Raw genomic sequence first — 23,657 nt, 5'->3', positions numbered from 1 at the left:
GATGCGCGCGCTCCGTCTTCCGCTGCGCCGGTCGCTGCTCGCGTTGGCGCTGGTGTCGTCGTCGCTGGCGGCGCAGACCCCGCCGCAACAACTGCCGAACCCGCCGCCGCTGTCGGCCGACGCCAAGGCCGATGACGCATTGCCGGCCCCGCCACCGCCGCAACAGACGCCGGTGGCGCCGGTGGCCGAGGAGCAGCAGTTCGTGCTGCAGCGGGTGCTGTTCAAGGGCGCCGCGCATGTCGGGCAATCCGAACTGGATGCGCTGGCCGCCGACAAGATCGGACAGTCGGTCGGCCTGGGCGACCTCCAGCAGATCGCGCAGCGTGTCACCGCCCTGTACCAGCAGCGCGGCTACTACCTCGCACAGGCCGTGGTGCCGGTGCAGGAAATCGTCAATGGCACGGTGGAGATCAGCGTCATCGAAGGCCTGCTTGGCACGGTCACGATCGATGTCGACCCCAAGGCACCCATCACCGAGGAACGCGTGCGCGCGGTGCTGGCGGACCTCAAGCCCGGCGAGCCGCTGCACCTGCGCAACTACGAGCGCGCGATGCTGCTGCTGTCGGACCTGCCGGGCCTGCGCGTGCAATCGGCCATCGAAGAAGGGACCGCTGCCGGTACCACCGACCTGGTCGTGCAGGTGGCGCCCGGCGATCGCTTCACCGGCAGCGTCGAACTCGACGACTACGGCACCAAGGAAGTCGGTCGCGAGCGCCTTGGCGGCACCGTGCGCTGGGCCAGTCCGGCCGGCATCGGCGACAACCTCGACCTGCGCGCGCTGGTGTCGAGTGAGGGCATGTGGTTCGGGCGCCTCTCCTACGAAGCGCCGCTGGGTGCGCGCGGGTTGCGCCTGGGGGCAGGCGCATCGCGCGTGTCATACGAACTGGCCGGTGCGTTCGAGCCACTCGACGCGGTCGGCACCGCCGATATCTACGACCTGGGTCTGATCTATCCGTTGATCCGACAGCGCGGCCACAACCTGTTCCTGCGCGCGTACGGCGACCGCAAGGATCTGACCGACGAGTTCCGCGCGGTCGACTTCAAGGCCGACAAGCGGGTGAACGGGTTTGGCCTGGGTTGGGCCTGGGAGCGTCGCGACCGTTTCGGTGGCGGCGGCTACTGGAGTTCCAGCGGCGCCCTGTACCTGGGTCACCTGAAACTGCTCGACGAAGCCTCGCGCACGGTTGACCAGAGCATCTTCGGCCGCCACACCGCCGGCAGCTTCACCAAGCTGACAATCCAGGTCTCGCGCCTGCAGGCGTTGATGGAGCGGTTGAGCCTGTTCGTCGGCGTCGGTGGCCAGTTCGCCGACGGCAATCTCGATGCCTCCGAGAAGCTCGCGCTGGGCGGCTACCGCGCGGTGCGCGCGTATCCGTCAGGCGAGGTGCTGGTCGATGAAGGCGCCATCGCCAACGTCGAGTTGCGCTTCGCGTGGACCGAGCAGTTCACCGCGTTCATGTTCTACGACATCGGCACCGGCGACCTGGTCCGCGACCCGGGACCGTTCGATATGGATACAGACCGGACGCTGAAAGGGCCTGGCCTCGGCCTCAACTACACCAGGCCCGGGAGCTTCTCGGCGAACCTCACCGTGGCGTGGCAGCAAAGCGGTGACGCGGTGACCGACGGCGGGGGGAATGACCCTCACGTGTACTTCAACCTGCAAAAGAGCTTCTGATCGAGGAGGCTGTCATGGCCCGTCATCGTGCGTCCCATCATCCGCTGGCGCTCGCGCTGGCGACGGCACTGGCGGCGCCGCTGGCGCAGGGGCAGGCGCTTCCTACCGGCGAAGTGTTACCTGGCGGCGGTGCAACGGTCACCCGTTCGGGCACAGCAATGACGATCGACCAGAGTGATCCGGGAGTGGTCATCAACTGGGCGAGCTTCTCGATTGCCGCGGGGAACAGCGTGACGTTCAACCAGCCAGCGACGACCAGCGTAGCTCTCAATCGGGTCATTGGCTCGGCCGCTGCCGGCCTGCCACCCTCGCAGATCAATGGCAGCCTCTTCGCCAATGGCCGCGTGTTCCTGGTGAACCCAAGCAGCATCGTGTTCGGCGCTGGATCCCAGGTGAGCGTGGGCGGGCTGGTGGCTTCCACGCTCGGCATCACCGACGCCGACTTCCTGGCCGGCGTCGGTAGCGGTCACTTCGTGTTCAACGTCGATCCGGATGAGGGCGCCGGCTCGATCAGCAACCTTGGATCGCTGCTGGCCACGGGCCAGGGAACGATCGCCTTGCTGGCAGGGGAGACATTCAACGCAGGCCAGATCCAGGCCGAAAACGGCACGATTGCCATGGCATCGTCGCAGCAGGTGACGCTGGACTTCTTCGGCGACGGGCTGACCCAGCTCACCATCACGCTCGGGACCGACGACGGCAGCATCGACAACGCCGGATTGATCCAGGCCAACGGTGGCCGGGTCGAGATGCGCACGAACTCCGACGATGGACTGCCAGGGCAGTTCGGCTTCATACGCAACACCGGCATCATTCGTGCGAACACGTTGAACAGCCGCAACGGTCGCATCACACTGGATGCGGGTGCCGGGCAAGTCCTGATCGGCGACAACAGCGACGGCACCATTGGCGGAGTCGTGGAGGCGACCGGACTGGCCGCCGGCGAGACCGGTGGCACGATCGACATCCACGGCGACACGGTGTTCATCGTCGGCGAAGAGCCGGACAATGTCAGCCGCATCGACGCCTCCGGGCATTCCGGTGGCGGCGCGATCTCCATCGACAGCACGTTCCTGACCCTGGTCGAATCGTCGAGCGCGACCGATACCCTTCCGGGGGTGGAGATCCGCAGTGATGCGACGACGAGCGGCGCGGCCGGCCTGGTGGCTTTCAGCAACGACGGTGTCGCACGCGACGGCGTCGCCGGCGCGATCATCCTTTCGGGCACGGCGCTGCTGTCGGCCTCCGGCGCCGGCACGGCCACTGGCGGCGCGGTGCGCGTCACCAGCACCGCCGGGCGGATTGCGCTGTCGGACAACATCAACGAGTCGTTTGCCGGCACGGTCGATGCCTTCGCCAGCGGTGCCGCAGGCGGCGGCAGCATCGAAATGGCCGCCGCAACCGACCTGTTCACTGCCCCTGGCACCCAGTTGATCGCCGACGCCATCGGCGCTGGCAGCGGTGGCCTCATCCGCACTGCGGCAGGAGGTTTCCTCGACGTACGCGGCATCGATGTACACGGCGGAAGCCCGGTCGGCGGTGGCGTCTGGGAGATCGAGTCGGGTGCGAGCCTGGCGATCGTGGCGGGCAACGCCGCGTTTGGTAGTACCGGCGGCTACAGCCTCGTTTCGGACACCAGCATCGCCGGGGCGTTGAGCACTGCGACCAACGTCGCCATCACGGTGCCGGCGCCGGCAACGGGAACGGCACAGGTCAATATCGCGCCGCAGGTGGCGATTGCCAGCGCCGCTTCGCTGCCGACCTCGCTGTCGATCACTGCGGCCGGCGGCCAGGTGATCGCGGGCGTGGAAGAGACGCTGGATGATTCAGGGGCACCCGTCACCACGATAGGGCCCTGGTCGATCATCAGCAGCGGTGGGCCGCTGGACGTGAACATCGACGCGTTGTCGAGCGTGGGCCTGTACCAGGGCACGGTGCAGACCGCCGGTGGCGCGATCGGGCTGCTCAGCCGCAACAGTTCCACCTTCGGCGTGGAAGTCGAGGACACCGCGCTGACAAGCGGCAGCGGCGACATCGTCGTGACCGGGCATGGCGTGACCGCAACCGGCGTATCGATCGGCGGCGGATCGACGCTCACCAGTGGTGGCGGCGACATCCGCATGAACGGCTATTCCGATGGCGCAAGCGCCGGTGTGGTCGTGGCAGGTGCCGGCGATGCCGGTGCCGGCAACATCGTGCTGCGGGCAGGCAATGACGGCAGCAGCGATGCGCTGGTGCTGGACGGCACCTTGCACAGCGAAAGTGTGGTGAACCTGCGGCCTGGCCAGATCGACGCGGTGGGCAACGCCTTCGATCGCGTCGGCGACGCCATCACGGTCGGCGGCGCCACCGGCTTCGCATTGTCTGCTGCCGAGGTGGCGAATATCGATGCAGCAGACCTGGTGCTCGGCCACGCCGGGCATGCCGGCGCAATCACCGTGACGCAGGCACTGCAACTGGCGGGGAACCTGACCCTGCACAACGCTGGCGGGTCCGGTGGCATCGCACTGAACGCCCCCGTGGACGTCGGCGCCGGCACGTTGGCGCTGGTCAGCGCCGGCAACATCGGCCAGACCTCCGCCGGCGCGATCAACGCCGCCAGCTTGCTGGCGCAATCGACCGGCGGCAGCGTGGCGCTGAGTACGGCCGCCAACAACGTGGCCGGTACCACCCTCGCCGGCGGAGCGGTCGGCGACTTCAGCTATACCGATGTGGATGCATTGACGATCGGCAACGTAAGCGCCCGTGGATTCGATGCCGCCGGCAATGCGGCGCAGGGCCTCGCCAGCAGCGGCATCAGCGCCGGCACGGTGTTTGTCCGCAATCTTGCCGGCAACCTCACCCTCAATGCCGACGTAAGTGCGGGAACCGATCTCGACCTGGTAACCGCCGGCACGCTGCAGAACCTCGCCAGTGCCGCGCTGTCGGCGGGCAACCGCTGGCGGGTCTGGGCCGATACCTGGATCGGCGAAACCCGCGGTGGGTTGGCCGGTTCCGGTGCGCTGCCGAACCTGTACAACTGCACCTTCGCCGGTGCTTGCGGCGTCTCCGTGCCGACGACGGACAACCACTTCATCTATCGCCAGCAGCCCGTCGCCACCGTCACGGTCGACAGCGCCACGCGCGAGTACGGCCTGGCCAACCCGACCTTCGCTTTCACGGTCGCTGGCCTGGTCAACGGCGATACCCAGCCGAACGCGGTCAACGGCAGCGTCGGCACCAGCGCGACGCAGCTGAGCAACGTCGGCGACTACCCTATCGACGGCCTGTTCCTGTCGCCGGCGGGATATTCGATCAGCCTGGTGCCTGGATCGCTGCTGATCACGCCGGCCACGCTGACCTACATCGCCAATCCATTCACACGCTTCCTCGGCCAGGCCAACGGTCCGCTCAGCGGCGCGGTGGCCGGCTTCCGCAATGCCGACACGCTGGCGACCGCCACCACCGGCGAGCTGGTGTTCCGGTCGGACGCCAACGAGTCTTCACCGGTCGGCCGCTATGCCATCGAAGGCACCGGTCTGAGCGCCATCAACTACGTGTTCGTGCAGGATCCGCGCAATGCCACCGCCCTGCTGGTGAATGCATTTGCCGGGACGCTGTTCGCGCCGGACCTGGTGCGCGAACCGCCGGACAACTACGTCTACGACCGCAACATCGGCCAGGCGCAGGTGTGTTCGGCGGTCGACGTGATGGCGGGGACACAGGACAAGATGGGCGACAACCTCGCGCGGGAGTGGTCACGCGTGCGCTCGCGGCCGAACCTGACCAGCTGCGTGCAGAGCAACAAGCGGTACGGCTGTTCGGATTTCTGAGTCCGCAGGTATGGCCGAGCTGACGATCGCCCTGGGATGGGCTGGTCGCGAGCAAGCTCGCTCCTACAGGGAGGCCTGACGTCGCGACTGGCTGTCGGCGGGCAGGTTGCTCCTGACCGCGTGCTGCGGGCGCCTGGGCGCGACGGCGACGGCACGGGGAAGGTCGATCGAGAACACGCTGCCGCGACCCAGTTCGGAACGCACTTCGATGTGGCTGCCCAGCAGCGAGGCCAGGCGCGCGCAGATCGGCAGGCCAAGGCCAAGGCGACGCTCGCGCCGGTCGTCACCGAGCTGGAAGAACTCGTCGAAGATCCGCTCCTGGTGAATGCGCGCGATGCCGCCACCGTTGTCGCGCACCTGCAGCCGGACCTGGTCGCCGCAACGGCGGGCGGCCACCATCACCCGGCCGCCGGGGGCGTGTTCAATGGCGTTGCTTACCAGATGGTGCAGGACGCGCCCGAGCAGGACCGGGTCGGCGTCCAGCACCAATCCGGCATCCAGCCAGCCAAGTTCGACCCGATGCATGCGCGCGCGATCCTGCAGCGCGGGCGCCTGGAGCGCGAAGAAGTCGCGAAGTTCCAGCGTCCGCGGCCGGACCTCGATGACGCGGGCGTCCAGGCGGGCGATCTCCAGCAGTTCCTCGAGCAGCCCGCCCATGCCGTCGGTGACGCCCTGCAGCCGCTCGATCGAAACCCGCTGCGCGGGCGTCGCATCGCGCTGCAATGCGCCGATGAACAGTCCCATGGCGTACAGCGGCTGGCGAAGGCGATCGCCGACCGCGGCCAGGAACTGCGCCTTGCCGTGGTGGGCGGCCTGGGCCTCGGACCAGCGTTGCAACGCTTCGGCGACGCTGCTGCGCACGCGGCGGTCGGCGTCCTTTCGTTCGCGGGCAACCGACTGGTCCAGTGCCTCGATGCCCGCGCGGATCTGCCGCAACTCGTGCGTGTGGTGGGTGTCCGCGCCGTGGTTGGCCTTGTCGGCCAGTTCGCGCGCGGGTTCGACGACACGGCGTGTCAACCAGCGCAGCGAGCATCCGGCGGCGGTCAGCGCGATCAGGATCGCGGCCAGGCCCAGTCGCCAGTCTCCACTCACGACGCCCAGCGCCACGGCGAGCAGAAGGGACACCAGCGTGCACGGAAGCACGCCCCAGCGCAGCAGGTCGCGTCGCAGACCGGGCGTCATCGTCGCGTCCTCCCGCCATGAGCGGGCGTGCCGGGAGGCGACGCCAGGGTGCGCAGCGTGGACATGGGGGTCCCCGCGAATCGTGCTGAATGCAGTGTCATCTGTACGCCCTTCCGGACGCCGCGGCGATACGCTGTCCGCGCTAGTGTCCCGGCGCGCGCGTGCCGGTCTGGGCCGCCGTTCGCCATAGGTCGGCTATGGCGAATGGCGTATCGCCAGCGCCGGCATCCGGGACCAGACTTCCGCAATGAGACCGTCCCGGTCCGTGCCTGTGCGCGGACCTTCACCAGCCTTCGCCCGCCTGGCGTGCGGGCCGTGGAGATCACCATGAAGCGGGCATTGGCATTGCATGGCATCGTGGTCCTGGGTGCCTGTCTGATCGCCGCCAGCACGTTCGTCGGCGGCGCGCTCGCGCAGACCAATTTCGGTTCGACGCAGCCGTCGGTCGACGAGATCGTCAAGGGCCTCAAGGCCGAGCCGGACGACGTCACCGAAGGCGTGCGCACGCGCGCACTGCGGCCGGGCGCGAGCGCGGCGACCAGCGCGGCGGCGCCGGCCAAGGCCTCGATCTCGCTGCAGGTGCAGTTCGCCTTCAACTCCTCGCGGATCGAGGGAGGCTCGCTGCAGACCATGGAGAACCTGGCCGCGGCACTGGGCTCGAACGAGCTCAAGGACCGTACCTTCACCATCGTCGGCCACACCGACAGCGTCGGCTCGGCCGCCTACAACCAGCGCCTGTCGCAGACGCGCGCGAACTCGGTGAAGGATTTCCTGGTGCAGCGTGGGGTTGCCGGCTCGCGCCTGCAGACCGTAGGCAAGGGCTACTCGGAGCTGCTCAACCGCAACGATCCGACCGCGGCCGAGAACCGCCGCGTCGAGATCGTCGCCACCAGCAAGTAGCGCGGGCTGCGGCCGTGGCCATCCATGTCGTCAACGGTGCGACGCTGATGTGCTCGTTCGGCGTTGCGCCATCCACGCTGGTGGTCACGCCGGAGAACCGCACGCTCTCGAGCAGCCAGCCGGCGGCGACGATCATGGATCACGTGCCGATGAAGAACATCATGCCGTTCGGCATGTGCATGTCGCTCGCCAACCCGATGGTGGCGGCTGCGACGTCGGCGGCGATGGGCGTGCTGACGCCGCAGCCGTGCATTCCCGCCACGACGACGCCGTGGGTTCCCGGTGTGCCCAACGTGCTTGAGAACAATATCCCGACGCTCGACAACAACTGCAAATGCATGTGCATGTGGGCAGGTGTGGTGAGCGTGGTGTTTCCGGGGCAGGTGACGGAGATGATTCCGTAAGCGTCCTGTTCGCGAAGTACACCTGGGGAGCAACGTCCATGGGTTCCCGCCTTCGCGGGAATGACGGCGTTCAGAGCGACGACGCTGGGTCCCCGCTTTCGCGGGGATGACGGTTTTCTTTAGCCCCTCTCCCGCTTGCGGGAGAGGGGTTGGGGTGAGGGCCGCCGAAGACCATGTAACGAAATGCCGAAGCGTCGTCCACAGGAGCAGGTTGCCCTCAGCCGAAACCACCGAGGGAATCGGCCGCATTCCCCAATGACCCGGCAGCATCCGAAATCGCTTCGGCCGCGCCGGCAACCGCTTCCGACGCCGCCGCAGCGCCCTGGGTTGCCGCCTGCGTGGCCGCATCGATCCCTTCGTTGACCGTCTCGCCCACGGTGCCGACAACCCCCTGCACGCCTTCGGCAGTCTGATTGGCCAGTTCCGTCGCCGCCTGCTGTGCCTGCGAGGCCGCGTCATTCAGCGCCTGCTGCGCCTGCTGCGCGGCGGCGCTGGCTTGCTGCATGCCTTGCTGCGCAGCCTGATTCGCCGCCTGCTGCGCCTGCGCGGCGGCCTGTTGCGCCTGTTCCATCGCCTCGTGGGCGGCGTCGCCTGCCTGCTGCTGCGCCTGGTCCAGCGCCGCGCCGCCCTGGTCCATCGCGCCCTGTGCGGCCTGTCGCGCCTGCTGCTGCATCTGGTTGGCCGCCTCGCGCGCCTGGTTCATCGCCTGCTGCGCGGTGCCCACCGAATCGCGGGCCTGTTGCATCGCACCCTGCGCGGCGGCCAGCCCCTGTTGCGCGGCATCGCTCGCCGTCTGTCGCGCCTGGCCGATGGCGTCGATCGCGTCGTTCATCGATGCCATGGCCTGGTCGGCGAGGGCATCGCCGGTGTCGAGCGCGGCGTTGGCCTGTTCGATCAGCGGCCCGGCGACGTTGTCGACGGCATTGAGCGCATTGCCCAGCGCGTTGTTGGCCTGCGCCGCCTGGCTGGCCAACAGGTTGCGCAGCGCATTGACATAGGGGCAGTCCGACGCCGGCAGGTCGAGCGGAATATCCGGGAATTCGCGTGGCAATGCGTCGAGTGCCGGACCGAGTGCCCCGAGTACGTCGCCGAGCGGTCCGCGTACCTGCGCAAGTGCATCCTGCAGCGCCTGCGTCGACGTGCCGCTGACGGCGTCGAGTGCCGACCCGATCGCACTGTTGGCACCGCTGAGCGCGTTCTGTGCTCCCGGACCGACCAGGGTCGCGGCGTTGTCGACCATCGCGCCGGCCCGGTCCAGCGCCTGCTGCGCGGCCTGTGCCGCCTGCGACTGCGCGTCGTCGAGGTACTTGCCGGCCAGGTCGAGTGCGACTTGTGCCATCGACTGCAGTTGCTGCTGCGCCTGGTTGACCGCGCCCTGCGCCTGGCCGAGGGCCTGCTCCGCTGCGGCGCCTCCTTGCTGGCGCGCGCTGTCCAACGCCTGGTTGGCCTGGGTCAGCGCACCCTGGGACGTGGCTTGCGCGGCGTTGCGCGCATCGTTCATCGCCTGGTTGGCCTGCGCGATCGCGCCCTGCGCGGCAGCGCCTGCCTGCTGCGCGGCCGCCGCGGTTGCCTGCTGCGCCTGCTGCAGCGCGCCGTTGGCGGCGGTGCCGGCGGCCTGTGTCGCTGTGTCGACCGCGTTGTGCGCTTCGTTGATCGCACCCTGCGCGGCCTGCTGCGCCTGCTGCACGGCCTGGTTGGCGGCCTGCGTCGCCTGCTGCGTTGCCTGCTGCGCGGCGGCAGTGGCGGCGCCGGTGGGAAGGCCCTGGGTCGGTGCGCCGAACATGCTCATCGTCCTTGCGTGCGTTGCAGCGTGCCCCAGGCCTGGGTGAGCCAGATCTGCAGCAACAGTGCGCGGTCGCGCGGTGGTCGATCCCGGGCCTGCAGGATGTCGCGCACGGCCGGATCGGCTTCGACCTTCTCCTGTCCGAACACGTAACACGCCAGCGCATACGTCGCCACCGATCCCTGCGTGCGCAGGCCGTGGGCGCGACAGCGGTCGATGACGGTGTCGATGACCGAATCCATCTCGGCCGCGGGCGCCTGCGCCGCGGCGGGGAAGTACCGGGCCAGGTAACCTCGCAGCGCATTGCGCATGTGCGCCTGGCCAATGCCTGCCATCTGCTTGCGGTTGAAGCGGAGCATGGTCGCGGCCCTCACATCAGCATCAGGCGCTGGCCGGTGCCATCGCCGTCGCGCGGGAAATACAGTGCGGCGCCCGGGGAGTGACCCTCCACCCAGATCGCCTCGATCGGCCCGAAGAACTCGCGCCGGGCGGCGGGATCGAGTGCCGGGATCACCACACGGAAGGCGCGCGGATCGTAGAAGCGGAAGAACATCGCGCTGCCGTCGGGCCCGACCACGCGCAGGAAGCGGCGCAGGTGCTGGCGCAACGCATACAGGTCGGTGCCGTGCGCCGCGCGCAACACGATGCCCCAATGATCGTTCCAGCCTTCGCGCAGGATGGTCTCGACCAGGCGGTCGCCGGGCCGCAACCGCACCAGGTGCGGTGCCGCCGCTTCGAGCACCGGATCGAGCGCGCCGGAGAACAGGCACGAGTACTCGCAATCGGAGTCGCGCAGGCGCTGCGGCAACTGCTGGATCATCGCCCCGTCGAGCACGGCGAATATCGTGTCGGCCACCGGTTCGCCGTCGCGCGTGAATACGGTACGGCGCAGCACGTCGAACTGGGGGTGTCCGTTCGGCGGGTGTCCGGAGCGCGTTCCCGCGCTCGCCCCTCGGGTTGCCGGCACGTCGCGGTCGCGGTCGACGTCGCGCGGGGAGTGCATCACGGTGGTCATGACATCGACCCCTTGCCCGTGCTGCCGCCGTCGCCCTTGGCCGAAGAGCCTCCCTGCGAGGCCGAATCGGCCTTGGTGGTGGCGCCGCCGTGCGACGCACTGCCTCCCTGCAGCGCCGCCAGCGCGGCACGTGCCGCTTCGCAGATGGCGCAGAACGGTTGCGCCTGCGCGGCGGCGTTGCGCAATGCCTGCGCCTGCGCCTGCTGCGCCGGGTCGCTGACGTTGCCGGCCTGGGAGGTGATGGCCTGGCCGGCGCGATTGGGCTTGTCGGGCTTGTCCGCCTTCTCGGCCGTGTCGCCGCTGCCGCCGCTGTTGATCCTCACCAGGGGGCCGTCGATGGTCACGCCGGCCGGTCCCAGCGTGATCGAACTCGGCCCGGCCTTGAGGCTGATCCTGACGCCGCCTTCGAGCACGAGGGTCACACCGCTCTTGAGGTGCATCGCCGTGCCCGCCTCGATCCGCACCAGCGTCCCCGCCGATGCGTTGAGCGCGGTGCCGGCGGCGAAGGTGGCGCTCTGGCCGATGTCGAGGTGGGTCTCCCTGGCGATCTCGACCACGTTGCGCTCGTCGACGATCAGGTGCTGCTCCTTGGCGATGTGTTCGGTGCGGCTGCCGCCCACGGTGAGCGACTGGTTGGCGCCCACTGAAGTCGTCGAGTCGTTGCCGACGCGCAGTTGCAGGTCCTTCTGCGCATGCAGGAACACTTCCTCGCTGCCGGCCTTGTCCTCGAAGCGGATCTCGTTGGAGCCACCGCCGCCCTTGGACGAGTTGCTCTTGTACAGGACGCTCTTGGTCGCTTCCGCGGGAAGCGTATAGGGAGGCATGTTCAGCGCGTTGTACAGGCTGCCGATGATGATCGGCCGGTCCGGGTCGCCGAACTCGAACGCGACCAGGACCTCCTCGCCGACACGGGGCAGGATCAGCGTTCCCCAGCGCGATCCGGCGTGCGGATGTGCCACGCGTACCCAATAGGAACTCTTGTCGTCGTGGCCGCCGAGCCGGTCCCACGGGAACTGCACCTTCACCCGACCGTATTCGTCGGTATGGATCTCCTCGCCGGACGGCCCGGTGACAATGGCGATCTGCACGCCGGCCACGGTCGGTTTGTGCGTGCGCTGCGGCTCGCGGTAAGGGACGTTCAGCGGGATGCAGGAAAAGCTGTTCTGGTAACTGCCAGGCGTGTCGCCAAGGTTGTTGCGGCCGTGGTGCGAGACGGAGGTGATCACGTACTCGCCGTTGAGCGCCTCCTGCGGGTTCTGCTCCAGCGTGAAGCGGTACCCAGCGGTCAGCATGCGCACGTTGCTGTGCCCATCGTGGATCTCGTGCTCGGCCTCCTCGGCTTCCATCATCAGCCGCGCCAGCTGCTCGCCTTCGCCGTGGACACCGTAGCCGCCCGGGTAGATGTAGCGCTCGAAGTTGCTGTTGTCGCCGATCTGCACCAGCGAGTCGACGCTGACGTCGAGCTTGTTGGCCGGCGTCTCGAAGTTGTAGTCGCGAAGTGCGACCTTGCCGCTGCGCATCTGCTGGCGGTGCCCGAACTCCGAGACCGTGTCCTCCTCTTCGGTCATGCGCTCCTGGGCGAAGCGGATGACGTTGTTGTCGAGCTCGGGATGCCCTTCCTTGTTGTCGGTGAAGACCAGCTTCTCGGCCTGTGCCTCGTACTTGACGTAGTAATAGATGCCGGCACGCTCGAGCAGGCGCGAGATGAAGGCGAGGCTGGTCTCGTTGTACTGGGTGCAGTAGGGCAGCTGCGGATAATTGCCGTTGAGCTGCATCTCGTACTCGCGCACCTGGAACTCGCGCAGGATGGTCTCGACGATCTCCGGGATGCTCAGGTTCTGGAAGGCGCGCGTGTCCTCGTGCAGCGACATGAACCACAGCCAGGGAACTACAGTGCAGCGGTAGGACGTGAGGCGGGCGCCTTCCGCGCCGGGGTCGGCAAAGCTGCCGACGCGCTCGAAGCTCGACACCATGCCGGTCCAGTGGCGCTCGTCGTCGGCGGTCTCGATGCGCAGGGTCACGCGCTTTCCGATCAGCCTATCGGCGCCGATGTTGTCCATCTCCGACAGCAGCGTCATCTGGAACCTGAACAGCTGCGACATCGCTTCGCTGCCCTCGAACTCCTGGATCAGCAGCGCGTCCTCGCCGAGCGGCGTGCTCAGCAGGAACATGCGTTGGCTGGTGCTGTAAGGCATGGGGCGTCCGCCACGGAGCTGGCATCCAGGCGGCTATCGTCTCCGCCCGGCGCGCGCGGCGGAACTCGCAATACGGCCTAGACCATGCGGACTAGACCTTCCGTAAGCGCGGCGAACTGCAATGGCAAGCACGGATTCCAACAATGCGCGCACGCGGCGAATCTCGGCGCTCAAGCCGGCCGACACGTCGATCGGCTGATGCGGTACTACCCTCGGGCAAAGGACTTGGCCAAGCGACTTGCCCCAATCATATGCAACAACATTGCTTTTATGTCGGTTTTTACATATAAGCGGGGGGTGGGCGCCCTTGACCGATACCTGGATGAACAACTCTCCCGCGGCCGGGCCTATTTCAGCCGGGAGGAAGGTTTGCAGACGCTCGGCCTGAGCCCTGAGGCCTTTTCGGCAGCCGCGACCCGGCTGAACAAAAAACGTCGGCTCGCAAGCCCTCGGCGGGGCTTTTTCCTGATCCTTCGGCCGGAGGATCAGGCGGCCGGTGCGCCCGATCCAGTCCGCTGGATCGACCCGCTGATGAAATACCTGGGGGTCGACTATCGAATCTCGCTGTTGCGAGCAGCAGCCTTTCACGGTTCCTCGCATCAGGCAGCGATGGTCTTTCAAGTTATCGCTCCCCAACAGCTCCGGGATTTCGACATCGGCCGCCACCGTCTCCAGTTCGTCTATCAGGCCCCGGCCGCGTTCACTCCAATCAACCAAACAGACTGGCTGGGTCAGATCAAGAGCGAAGCCGGCTTCGCCACGGTGGCCGGCGTGGAACTGACCATGCTCGACGCCGCGCGCTATTTCCACAAGGCCGCAGGCATCAACGGCGTGGCGCAGATCGTGAAAGACCTCGGCGCAAAAGCCGACCCGCGCAAACTGGCCAAGGCTGCGGCGCACTACGAAAACGCCTCGGTGCGTCGTCTCGGGTATCTGCTCGATCAGACCAACCACGCACGTCAGGCCAGCGCGCTGGAACCCTTTGCTCGTCATGCCAAATCGATGAAGCCGCTCGACCCTTCCGTCAAACCGCTCCTGGAATCACTGGCGGCGATCCACGAGAAAGACGCCAAGTGGAAGCTCGTCATCAATGAATCCGTGGAGATCGACTCTTGATCCCCAACGCCTATATCCAAGCCTGGAGCACAACAGCGCCTTGGCCCGATCCACGCCAAGTCGAACAAGACCTCATCATTTGCCGTGCCTTGTGCGACCTGTTCAACACGCCCGCTTTGAAGGGCAAGATTGCGTTTCGCGGCGGTACCGCCATCAATAAACTGCTGTTTGCGCAGCCTCTGCGCTACTCCGAAGACATCGACCTGGTGCAGGCCCAGGCGGAGCCCATAGGCACAACGATTGATACGATTCGCGATACCTTGTCATGGCTGGGAAAGTGCAACCGCGAGCAAGCGGGGCATTCGATGCATCTGGTTTTCAAGTTCACGCCAGAAGCCGACACGCAGGCAACGTTGAAACTCAAAGTCGAAATCAACACGCGCGAACACGACAGCTTTCTTGGCTTCAAGTCGTATCCATTCGCTCTGGAAAACGACTGGTATTCTGGCAGGACTGAAATTGTGTCCTTCGAGCCTGAAGAACTGTTCGGCACCAAGCTACGCGCCTTGCTCCAACGCCGCAAGAATCGTGACTTGTTCGACCTGCACCACGGGCTCGACCAGCTTGCGCTGGACGCGGACAAGCTCATCGCCTGTTTCGATCACTATCTGACGCTAGAAGGAAAACCCATCAGCCGGGCGGTGGCAGAACAGCGCATGCTGGAAAAGCTGACACGCAGCCTCACCGAAGACATTGCACCCCTACTGCCCGCAGGCATTCAGTTCGGCGATGACGATGCGGTACACGCTTTTGAGCGTGTGTGGACGGAGCTAATTGTTTGCATCAAAGGGGATGCTTGGAAGCTGACGGACAAGGCAATCGAGGAACTGCGACAGAAGAAGTATCCGAGGCTGTTGCACGAGTAACCGAAATACTTGTACGCAAATGAAGCCATTGACCGCTGCGAAGTCGGGAGCGCTAGTCGACCTGGTAGGAGAAGCGACCGTCCGCGCCGATACCGGCCTGGATCGCGCTCACCTTCTGCCCTTCGGCCATGCGACCGAGCACGCTGGCTGCGATCTCCGGGAGCAGCGTGCCGGTCAGGATGTTGTCGATGGCCCTGGCGCCGGAATCGACCTCGGTGCAACGCGCAGCCACTGCATCGACCAGCTCGGGGGCGTAGTCGAACCGCGCCCCATGGTTGGCGTGGATGCGCCTGCCGATCTTGTCCAGCTTCAGCCGCACGATGCGCCGGAGTTCCTCGTCGCGCAGCGGGAAGTAGGGGATCACCGTGCAGCGGCCAAGGAAGGCCGGCTTGAAGGTGTGCTGCAGCTGCGGCCGCAGCAGTTCGGACAGCGAATCGGCCGTCGGTGTCGCGCCGTCGCGGCAGGCCTCCATGATCACGTCCGTGCCGGCGTTGGAGGTCAGCAGGATGAGCGTGTTCTTGAAGTCGATCTCGCGCCCCTCGCCGTCCTCCATCTTGCCCTTGTCGAAGACTTGGAAGAACAGCTCCAGCACGTCGGGGTGGGCCTTCTCGATCTCGTCCAGCAGCACCACCGAGTACGGCCTGCGCCGGACCGCCTCGGTCAGCACGCCGCCCTCGCCGTAGCCGACGTAACCCGGCGGCGAGCCTTTCAGGCTCGATACCGTATGCGCTTCCTGGTACTCGCTCATGTTGATCGTGATCATGTTGCGCTCGCCGCCGTAGAGGACGTCGGCAAGTGCGATCGCGGTTTCGGTCTTGCCGACGCCGGAGGTGCCGACCAGCAGGAACACGCCCTTGGGCTTGCCGGGGTCCTCCAGGTTCGCCCGCGAAGTACGCACGCGCTGCGAGATCGCATCCAGTGCATGGGCCTGGCCGATCACGCGCTCCTCCAGCAGCTCGCGCAGGCGCAGCACGGTCTGGATCTCGTCGCTGACCATCTTGCCGACCGGGATGCCGGTCCAGGCGGCGATGATCTGGGCCACGGCATTGCCGTCGACGACGGCGTTGATCATCGGTGTCTGGCCTTGCAGCTCTGCCAGCCGGGCGCGCAAGGAGTTGGCTTCGTCGCGCATCCCCGCGCGTGCGGTGTCGTCGTCGGGCAGGGCCTGCAGGGCATCGAGCTTTGCCGTGAGTTCGGCGACCAGTGCCTGTTCCTGCGACCAGCGCGCCTCCAGCTGTTCCAGTTCGGCGGCGAGCACGGCGTCCTCGCTGTCGATCGCGGCCAGGCGCTCGCCATGGTCGGCACCGGCGGAATTCTCCCGCTGCAGCAGCTCGCGCTCGGTGGCGAGCACCGCGCGGTGCTGGCGCGCGTCCTCGATCGCGGCGGGAATGGAGTTCTGGGAGATCGCGATCTTGGCGCAGGCGGTGTCGAGCACGCTCACCGCCTTGTCCGGGAGCTGGCGACCGGCGATGTAGCGCGACGACAGCTTGACCGCCTCGACCAGGGCCTCGTCGAGGATCCGAACCTTGTGGTGCGCCGCCATCGCCGCGGCCATGCCGCGCAGCATCGCCAGCGCCGATGCATCCTCGGGCTCGTCGATCTTCACCACCTGGAAACGGCGGGTCAGGGCAGGGTCCTTCTCGAAGTACTTCTTGTACTCAGACCAGGTGGTCGCGGCGACCGTGCGCAGCTCGCCGCGCGCGAGCGCCGGCTTGAGCAGGTTGGCGGCGTCGTTCTGCCCGGCGGCACCGCCGGCGCCGATCAGCGTGTGCGCTTCGTCGATGAACATGATGATCGGCCGGGGGCTGGCCTTGACCTCGTCGAGCACCCCCTTCAGGCGCGCCTCGAATTCGCCCTTCACGCTCGCACCGGCCTGCAGCATGCCCAGGTCGAGCGCGAGCAGTTCGACACCCTGCAGGATCGGCGGCACGGTGCCGGCGGCAATGCGCGCCGCCAGGCCTTCGACCACCGCGGTCTTGCCCACGCCGGCCTCGCCGGTGAGGATCGGGCTGTTCTGGCGGCGGCGGGTCAGGATGTCGATCATCTGCCGGATCTCGCCGTCGCGCGCGAGCACAGGATCGAGCTTGCCCTCGCGGGCGCGCAGGGTGAGGTTGCTGCAGAAGCGGTCGAGGTTGGGTGTGGCACTGGGGCGGCCGTCACCGCCGGCCGCGATGTCGTCGCCCTGTGTCACCTCGGCGCCGTCGCCGAGCGATCGCGCTTCGCGCGCCTCGGCCGACGCGGCGACGATGGCGTGGAAGTTCTCGCGCAGGGTCTCGACGTTGACGGCCATCGCCTCCTGCACCGGCTTGGCCAGCCTGCGCTTGAGGTCGTCGTCCTGCACCAGTGCCAGCAGCACATGGCCGCTGCGGATCTTGCCTTCGCCCAGCTCCAGCGAGGCCACCACCCAGGCGCGTTCGAGCAGGAGCGGCAACTGCGGCGACAGTGCAGGGGTGCGCGTGTTGCCGGTCTTCAGGCCGTCGAGGACCTTGCCAAGTTCGCGCTCCAGCCGCTCCGGGGTCAGGTCGAACTGACGCAGGATGCGGCGGATGTCGCTGTTGTCGGCCTCGGTCAGCTTGAGCAGGAAGTGCTCGATCTCGACATCGTGGTGCGAGCGCGACAGGCACAGTCCGGCGGCGGCCTCCAGCGCAGTGCGGCAGGAGGTATTGAGGCGGCCAACGAGGGCGCGGGGGTTCACTGCCATGACTCGGCTCCCATCGCTGAGAAGTGGAATTCGACGTCATCGGCTGCGATCGCATTGCGGCGACCGCCAAGCCAGGTGTTCCAGCCCAGCCGAGCCACGCTTGCGTCGGTGCCCGTTGCGTCCGTGCCCGTTGCAGCGCCCAAGCGCAGCGGCGGCACTTGTTCGGCGCGCAGCACCAGCTTGATCCGCAGGTCGAGCGCAAGGCCGGTCAGCAGGCGCACCAGCTCGACCACGCCGGCCAGCAGTCTGCCGCTGGGCAGCAGCGCCTCGAAGCGCTCGCGGTCGAGCGGCCCGATGCGCAGCTGCAGCGTGCATTGCCGGTCCCAGAAGCGTTCGCCGAGCACGCAACCGGCGCCGAGCTGATGGGCGCGCCGGCCCAGTCGCGTGCGGTCGCGCGCGGGGACCGTCTGCCAGGTGCCAAGGCAAGCCTGCACCGTTGCGGCAGCGCCGACCACTTCGCCGACCACCTGCGACACGGTTCCCATGCCATGCGGGCGCTGCGAGACCAGCCCGCTGTAGTAACCCAGCGCGGCAGCCAACAGACGCGTTTCTGCGTGCCCGCCCTGCGGTGTCGCCCGCGGGTACAGCCGCTCGAACAGCGCCTGCGTGCCCATGCCGACCAGATCGTAGAGGTGGCGGAAGACACCCTGGCCGAGACCGAACTCCAGTGCGATCTCCGGCCGGTGCTTGCGCCATGCATGCCAGAACAACAGGAGCAGGCGATGATTGAACAGTTCGAAGAAATCGCGCGGCCCGGCATCGCGGGCGCGGGCGCGTGCGATCAGCCAGCGTGTGTAGTGCCGCGGCAGCACGCCCATGGGGCCGGTGAGACCGAAGAAGTTGACGGTCATGCGGTGTGCGGCGTCGACGCCGGCCGGATCGCGCTGCAGGTCGTGGATCTCGCCGCTGGGGAAGGCCAACGACTCGCTGACGCTGAAGCGCACGGCCTCGCGACCGCCGGCACGCAGGTCGGCCAGGCCTTCGGCGTGGAACAGCAGGCGCACGGCCTGGAAGAATCCGTAGCGCTGTGGCTCGGCCAGCAGCGCCGCCACCGGCGCACTCGGCCGCAGCGAGCGCGGACCCTGCAGCCCATCCACCGCAGTCGACGGTGTCGTCGCAGGCAGGGGCGGTTCATTGGGGGTGTTCGCGTTCATCGCTACACCAGGTGCTGGGCGCCGGTGCGCGGCGGGAATTGCGCAAGCACCTGCTCGCGCTGCCGGCTGCGCACGCACAGCCGCGTATAGGAGTTGGCGGTGCAGTACATGCCGAAGAACAGGTCGAGCACGCGCGCCAACAGGTACACGCCGGAACCGACGTAGTGGTCCTCGTCGAAGGTCAGTTCCACTTCCGTGCCGCGGACGAAGGCCTGCCGCGGTGCGCGACCGAACCGGCTCGATGACGGATGGCTGCTGACCCCGATGATGCCGGCGATCTGCCGGCGCAGGTGGGCGCTGTCGCTGAAGTTGTAGAGGCTGAGGATCTCCAGCAGCGCCTCACGCCCGCCTTCGACCAGCGACAGGTGGTTGAGCGACAGGTGCGAGATCAGCCGCCACTGGTTTGCCTGCCGCATCGGTGCGCGCTGGGTCGGGCTCGGCTTCTTCAGCAGCCGCGCCTGCGCGATCACACCGCCGCCTTCGACCTGGAGCACGCCGTCGTCGCCGCCGAACGGCAGCGCCGACGGCAGGTCGCGGTTGGTGCAGGTCAGGCTCAGCGAGAGCGTGTCGACACTGGGGAGGTGCGGATTCATGCCGCGGTCGACCAGGGTGATGCTCATTTCGCTGCCGTCGTCGTTTGGCCGTATCGACGGCTTGCGCTGGGCATACCAGAAGCAGCCGTCGTCGTCGGCATCCAGTCCGTGGCGGATCGAGAAGAACGGCAGGAACTCCTTCACCGACAGATCCTGCTGCGTGCGACTGGCCTTGCGTACTGCATCGACGGAGTACACCTCCATGCCCAGCGGACGCCGGATGTCGGGGATCACCGGGTACTCGTGCAGTTCGTGGGTCAGGCGGATCGGTTCGGCCTGCTGGCGGAACAGGTTGACGATCGGCGTGCAGTGCAGGCGGAAGCTGTCCTTGCCGACCGTCTGCTCCAGCCGCGCCGCGCGCTCGGGGCGGCCGAATGCGCGCAGATGGAAGCGAAGGTCGACCGGCCCGGAGAAACGCGAAAAGTCGAGCCCGGTCACGTCGACGAACAGGAACTTCTCCGGAAGCGCGAAGTATTCCTGGATGAGGCGATAGCCGAGGAAGGAACGGGGCTCGTAGTCGAGCAGGCCTTCGGCTTCGTCGAAGCCCACCGCCTTCACGCAATCGCCGCCGAGTTGCAGCGGTGGCAGCATGGATTCGTTGCCGGTACCGCTCACCGTCACCGCCGCGACGCTGTTGAGCAGCAGCTCGTGCATCGCATGCACCAGCGGGCTCTCGCCGTCGAGGTAGAAGCGCAGCCGGCGCACCGGCAGCTGTTTCAGCGGCGCCTGCCCAAGCGGCGCCAAGCGGATGCGCACGGTGGCGACGATATCGGCGCCCTCGACGGCGAAGGACGAACGCTCGATCGGTTCGAAGCGTGCCTCGGTCACCTGCAACGGCCACACCTCGACCGGATAGGTGGTGCGGTAGTGCACGGGCACGCCGTGCACCGGTCGGGTCAGCAGCTCGGTTCCGCGCGCGATCCGTTGCATCGTGCTCAGTTCGGCACCCGCGGCCGGGGCCAGCTGGGCGATCGACATCGACGGCACCGGCCGCAGGAAGTGCGGATACAGCACCGACAACAGCGCTTCGGTGATCTGCGGGAAGTCGTCGTCGAGCTTCTTGTGGATCCGACCGGTGAGGAACGCGAACGACTCGATCAGGCGCTCGACATGCGGATCCTCGCAGACGTCGCCTTCCAGCAGCAGGCGCGAGGCGATCTTCGGGTAGCGCCCGGCGAACTCCCGCGACAGCTTGCGCAGCGCGGTGAGCTCGGTCTCGTAGTACGGCAGGATGTCGTCGAGCATGAACGCCGACCCCGGCATTGGGCGCGCGCGGTGCGTGCAGCGCATCGCATCCAGTCTAGGCAGCCGCCCGGGAAGGGGGCATCAGCTGCAAGGTCTATGGCTTAGGGACGAGCTCCAGACCCCATTCGCTACGCGAATCGCCCCGTAACTTAGGATTCTCTCCCCTTTGCGTGGTGCTTGTCGTCCCGAACGCAGTGGGGGACCTGTTGTTGCTGTTGCGTGTCGGGCTTGCGTCTGCGGACGACGCTTCGGCATTTCGTTACATGGTCTTCGGCGGCCCTCACCCCAACCCCTCTCCCGCAAGCGGGAGAGGGGCTAAAGAAAACCGTCATCCCCGCGAAGGCGGGGACCCAGCGTCGTAGCTCTGAACGCCGTCATTCCCGCGAAGGCGGGAACCCAGTGACTCTGCTCCGGTGGGTGGGGGCTGGCCCTTCAGTCTTCCACGCACAGGTCCGGATCGGGAACCACACAGTCGGGCAGCGTGGCCTGCTTGCCGCGCAGCTTCATGCCGCTGGCCGCGACGGCATTGATCGGCTGCTGGACCGGCAGCAGCAGCCACATCTGCATCGCCTCGTTGGTGGCCAGCGCGAGGCGGCCGGCATCGTCGCCGAAGCCCCAGTAGAAGTCGGCGCGGACGCTGCCGCGGATTGCGCCGCCGGTGTCCTGGGCGAACATCAGCTTCTGCATCGGACCGGTGCCGGCAGGTTCCTTCGAGGAGATGAAGACTGGCGCGCCCAGCGGCGTCGTGCGCGGATCCACCGCCAGCGAGCGCTCGGCACTGAGCGGCACGCCAAGCGCGCCGATCGGGCCCTGCGGTCCGTCGCTGATGCCGCGGAAGAACACATAGCTGGGATCCGGGATGTCGGTGCTGCCGCCGGCGTGCGCGCTGGTGGTTCCGGTCGCGGGCGGCGAAGAGCCGATCGCGGTCGACGCGGCGACGGACGGTGAGGCGTCCACCGGCCGCGGCGGCGGCGCCGGACCGGTGCCCTTGAGCGCGGAGATCATCGCCGCGACATCGTCGCCGCTGGACGCGGCTGGCGTGGAAGGGGCTGGCGTGGAAGTGGCCGGCCTGGGCGTGGTCGCGGGCGGTGCAGCTGCCGCGGGCCGCGATTGCGGCGCGGGAGCGCGACCCTGCAACTGGGCGATGATGCGCGCCACCTCCGCGTTCACCGGAGCGGTGACCTGGGTCGCGCCCTGTGGCCTGTTCGGACGCGCCATCGCTGCGCCGGAGCTGCTGCCGGCGATCAGGCCGCGGGCCTTGATCTCGGTCAGCGCCAGGTCGGGATCGCCGCGATTGACGCGTGGCCGGAACGGATGGCCGTTCTGCTCGGCGTAGGCCACGCGCACCATGCCGCCCTCGCGCAGGCGGATCTTCCCCGAACCCTGCACCTGCATCGAGTACAGCTGATAGGCGTCCTCGACCCAGGCCAGTACCGGCGCATCGATCGCGCGCTGCTCGATCTCCTGGCGCGACCAGTAGGTAAGCAATCGGCGACCCTCGACACGCACGCGGTAGCGCTTGTCGCGAATGCCGGCCGCCGCATCCGACAGCGCCAGCTCGTACTCGCGCGCACCGGCTTCGCCTGGCGCAGCGGGCCGGAGGCGATTGCCTTCCTGGCGCAACCAGGCAGTGCCGGATGCGCCGACCCTCGCGTCGAGCAGGCGTAGGTCGTTGGGTTGCGCATACACCGGGTAACGGAAGCGGGAGTCGCGCTGGCGGCTGCCCTCGAGCAGCGGCTCGAAGTAGCCGGTGAGCTTGCCGGTCACCTGCCGCTCGGGCGACATCACCTGGTACACGTGGAAGCTGCGTTCGAAGAAGCTGCGCAGCGCGGCAGGATCGTGGTCGACGGCTTCGAACTGCGAACACAACGAGGCCCACACCGGCTTGCGCTGCAGTGCGACGCAACTTTGCCGCATGCCTTCGGCCGCTTCGCCGAGGCTGTCGTTGTTCCAGCCTGGAAGATCGTTGAACGATCGCGCCTCGAACACGGCATGGCGTGTAGCGAAGCTCTGGCCGACTTCAGCTGCTTGCGGTTGCGGTTGCGGCTGCGGCGCCGGCGCCATCTCCGGCTGTACCGGAGCGGTCGGCGAGGCCGTCGGCGCCGCCTGCGATTGCTGGCCCAGCTGCTCGATGATCGCCTGCGTCGAAGGCGGCGGCTCCTGCCCGTGCGCCGCGATCGCGACGACCAGCCAGGCGGCGAAACCCGGGAATGCAAGCTTCATGGTGCAGCTCCGGCCAGCCTTCTGCGGCAGGGTCGTTGGCAAGCTTCACCCTTGGCGCCGCGCCCCGCCATACCACGGAGGGCATAACCACGCCTTGCCGACGCTGATGCGGTGCGCTGCCCGCGTTACAGGTCGGACAGCTTGCGCGAGGCCACCACCGCCTCGACCCGGTTGCGCACATCGAGCGCGCGGAAGATCGCGGCCAGGTGGATCTTCACCGTGCCCTCGCTGATGTTGAGGTCGCGCGCGATGCTCTTGTTGGGCTTGCCCTGCGAGAGCAGGCGCAGCACTTCGACCTGGCGTTCGGTGAGCAGCTGGCGCAGCGCATCGACCGAGCCGCCCGGTCGCGACTCGGCGTTGGCCCCGGCTGCGCCCGGCGGTGCGGCCGACAGCAGCATCGGCGGGATGTACACGCCCCCCGACAACACCAGGCGCACCGCCGACAGCATGATGTCGGGGGAATAGGCCTTGGGAATGTATCCGCGCACGCCAAGGTCCAGCAGCACGCGCATCTGCGTGGCATCCTCCGCGCCCGACAGCACCACCACCGGCAGGCCCGGATAGCGTTGCAGCACGGACGCGATGTGGTCGGGACCCGAAGCGCCCGGCATCGACAGATCGAGGATGGCGATGTCGGGCAGCGGCGATCGCTCGAGCTGGCTGTCCAGCTCGTCCACGGTCATGGCCACGGCGTAGTCGACCTCGCTACCGAGCTCGTCCAGCTTGGTCTTGACGCCTTCGATGATCAGGCGGTGGTCATCGGCGATCAGTACTTTCATGCAGGCTTGCC

Annotated in this window: 16 protein-coding genes; 6 read left to right on the top strand and 10 right to left on the bottom strand. The window is 67.6% G+C overall.

The window, feature by feature from the left end; genetic code table 11:
- Position 1: 1 nt before the first annotated feature.
- Both AC3A3X_RS14665 and AC3A3X_RS14660 read left to right on the top strand, forming a co-directional pair.
- Entirely contained in the window at positions 2 to 1,678 is a 1,677-nt protein-coding gene (locus AC3A3X_RS14665) for a ShlB/FhaC/HecB family hemolysin secretion/activation protein (RefSeq protein WP_487583762.1), read from the top strand.
- A 14-nt stretch (positions 1,679 to 1,692) separates the two neighbouring features.
- Positions 1,693 to 5,490: an MBG domain-containing protein gene (locus AC3A3X_RS14660; protein WP_487583761.1), complete on the top strand. Its 3,798-nt coding sequence runs from the start codon at positions 1,693 to 1,695 to the stop codon at positions 5,488 to 5,490.
- A 63-nt stretch (positions 5,491 to 5,553) separates the two neighbouring features.
- On the opposite strand, the gene AC3A3X_RS14655 is transcribed toward AC3A3X_RS14660, so the two are convergent.
- Entirely contained in the window at positions 5,554 to 6,672 is a 1,119-nt protein-coding gene (locus tag AC3A3X_RS14655) for a sensor histidine kinase (protein WP_487583760.1), read from the bottom strand.
- A 327-nt stretch (positions 6,673 to 6,999) separates the two neighbouring features.
- Here AC3A3X_RS14655 and AC3A3X_RS14650 point away from each other — a divergent pair, with 327 nt between their 5' ends.
- Together AC3A3X_RS14650 and AC3A3X_RS14645 are read left to right on the top strand one after the other, a co-directional pair.
- Positions 7,000 to 7,572, top strand: a complete 573-nt coding sequence (locus AC3A3X_RS14650; RefSeq protein WP_487583759.1) for an OmpA family protein — start codon at positions 7,000 to 7,002, stop codon at positions 7,570 to 7,572.
- Positions 7,573 to 7,586: 14 nt separating this feature from the next.
- On the top strand, positions 7,587 to 7,976 hold the full coding sequence (locus tag AC3A3X_RS14645; RefSeq protein WP_487583758.1) for a DUF4280 domain-containing protein: 390 nt from the start codon (positions 7,587 to 7,589) through the stop codon (positions 7,974 to 7,976).
- Between the two features lie 217 nt (positions 7,977 to 8,193).
- On the opposite strand, the gene AC3A3X_RS14640 is transcribed toward AC3A3X_RS14645, so the two are convergent.
- From AC3A3X_RS14640 to AC3A3X_RS14625, 4 genes are read right to left on the bottom strand one after another with little or no spacing between them, the layout of a single operon-like run.
- The gene (locus AC3A3X_RS14640; protein WP_487583757.1) at positions 8,194 to 9,759 is read right to left on the bottom strand and encodes a hypothetical protein; all 1,566 of its coding nucleotides are present in this window, start codon (positions 9,757 to 9,759) and stop codon (positions 8,194 to 8,196) included.
- 2 nt (positions 9,760 to 9,761) lie between these two features.
- A complete protein-coding gene (locus tag AC3A3X_RS14635) occupies positions 9,762 to 10,118 on the bottom strand; it encodes a hypothetical protein (protein ID WP_487583756.1) in 357 nt (118 codons plus the stop codon).
- A gap of 11 nt (positions 10,119 to 10,129) precedes the next feature.
- Positions 10,130 to 10,774 carry a DUF4123 domain-containing protein gene (locus tag AC3A3X_RS14630; RefSeq protein ID WP_487583755.1) on the bottom strand — a complete coding sequence of 215 codons (645 nt, stop codon included), beginning with the start codon at positions 10,772 to 10,774 and terminating at the stop codon, positions 10,130 to 10,132.
- Positions 10,771 to 12,969, bottom strand: a complete 2,199-nt coding sequence (locus tag AC3A3X_RS14625) for a type VI secretion system Vgr family protein (protein WP_487583754.1) — start codon at positions 12,967 to 12,969, stop codon at positions 10,771 to 10,773. Before AC3A3X_RS14625 ends, AC3A3X_RS14630 begins: the two co-directional genes overlap by 4 nt.
- 297 nt (positions 12,970 to 13,266) lie before the next feature.
- Here AC3A3X_RS14625 and AC3A3X_RS14620 point away from each other — a divergent pair, with 297 nt between their 5' ends.
- Positions 13,267 to 14,085, top strand: a complete 819-nt coding sequence (locus AC3A3X_RS14620; RefSeq protein WP_487583753.1) for a type IV toxin-antitoxin system AbiEi family antitoxin domain-containing protein — start codon at positions 13,267 to 13,269, stop codon at positions 14,083 to 14,085.
- Positions 14,082 to 14,951 (top strand): nucleotidyl transferase AbiEii/AbiGii toxin family protein, encoded by an 870-nt coding sequence (locus tag AC3A3X_RS14615; RefSeq protein WP_487583752.1) that lies wholly within the window; start codon positions 14,082 to 14,084, stop codon positions 14,949 to 14,951. Before AC3A3X_RS14620 ends, AC3A3X_RS14615 begins: the two co-directional genes overlap by 4 nt.
- Positions 14,952 to 15,003: 52 nt before the next feature.
- On the opposite strand, the gene tssH is transcribed toward AC3A3X_RS14615, so the two are convergent.
- From tssH to AC3A3X_RS14590, 5 genes are all read right to left on the bottom strand, one after another.
- Positions 15,004 to 17,652, bottom strand: coding sequence for a type VI secretion system ATPase TssH (gene tssH, locus AC3A3X_RS14610; protein ID WP_487583751.1), 2,649 nt, complete (start codon positions 17,650 to 17,652; stop codon positions 15,004 to 15,006).
- Entirely contained in the window at positions 17,643 to 18,806 is a 1,164-nt protein-coding gene (tssG, locus tag AC3A3X_RS14605) for a type VI secretion system baseplate subunit TssG (protein ID WP_487583750.1), read from the bottom strand. Before tssG ends, tssH begins: the two co-directional genes overlap by 10 nt.
- Positions 18,807 to 18,808: 2 nt before the next feature.
- A complete protein-coding gene (gene tssF / locus AC3A3X_RS14600) occupies positions 18,809 to 20,644 on the bottom strand; it encodes a type VI secretion system baseplate subunit TssF (RefSeq protein ID WP_487583749.1) in 1,836 nt (611 codons plus the stop codon).
- 432 nt (positions 20,645 to 21,076) lie between these two features.
- Entirely contained in the window at positions 21,077 to 22,867 is a 1,791-nt protein-coding gene (locus tag AC3A3X_RS14595; protein ID WP_487583748.1) for an MltA domain-containing protein, read from the bottom strand.
- A gap of 125 nt (positions 22,868 to 22,992) precedes the next feature.
- Entirely contained in the window at positions 22,993 to 23,646 is a 654-nt protein-coding gene (locus AC3A3X_RS14590) for a LuxR C-terminal-related transcriptional regulator (RefSeq protein ID WP_487583747.1), read from the bottom strand.
- Between the last annotated feature and the right edge of the window lie 11 nt (positions 23,647 to 23,657).

The sequence above is a fragment of the Lysobacter sp. Soil_N_23 genome, from assembly GCF_057656135.1.
Note: the sequence above shows the minus strand (reverse complement) of the source record. Positions and strands in the feature narration are given on the sequence as shown.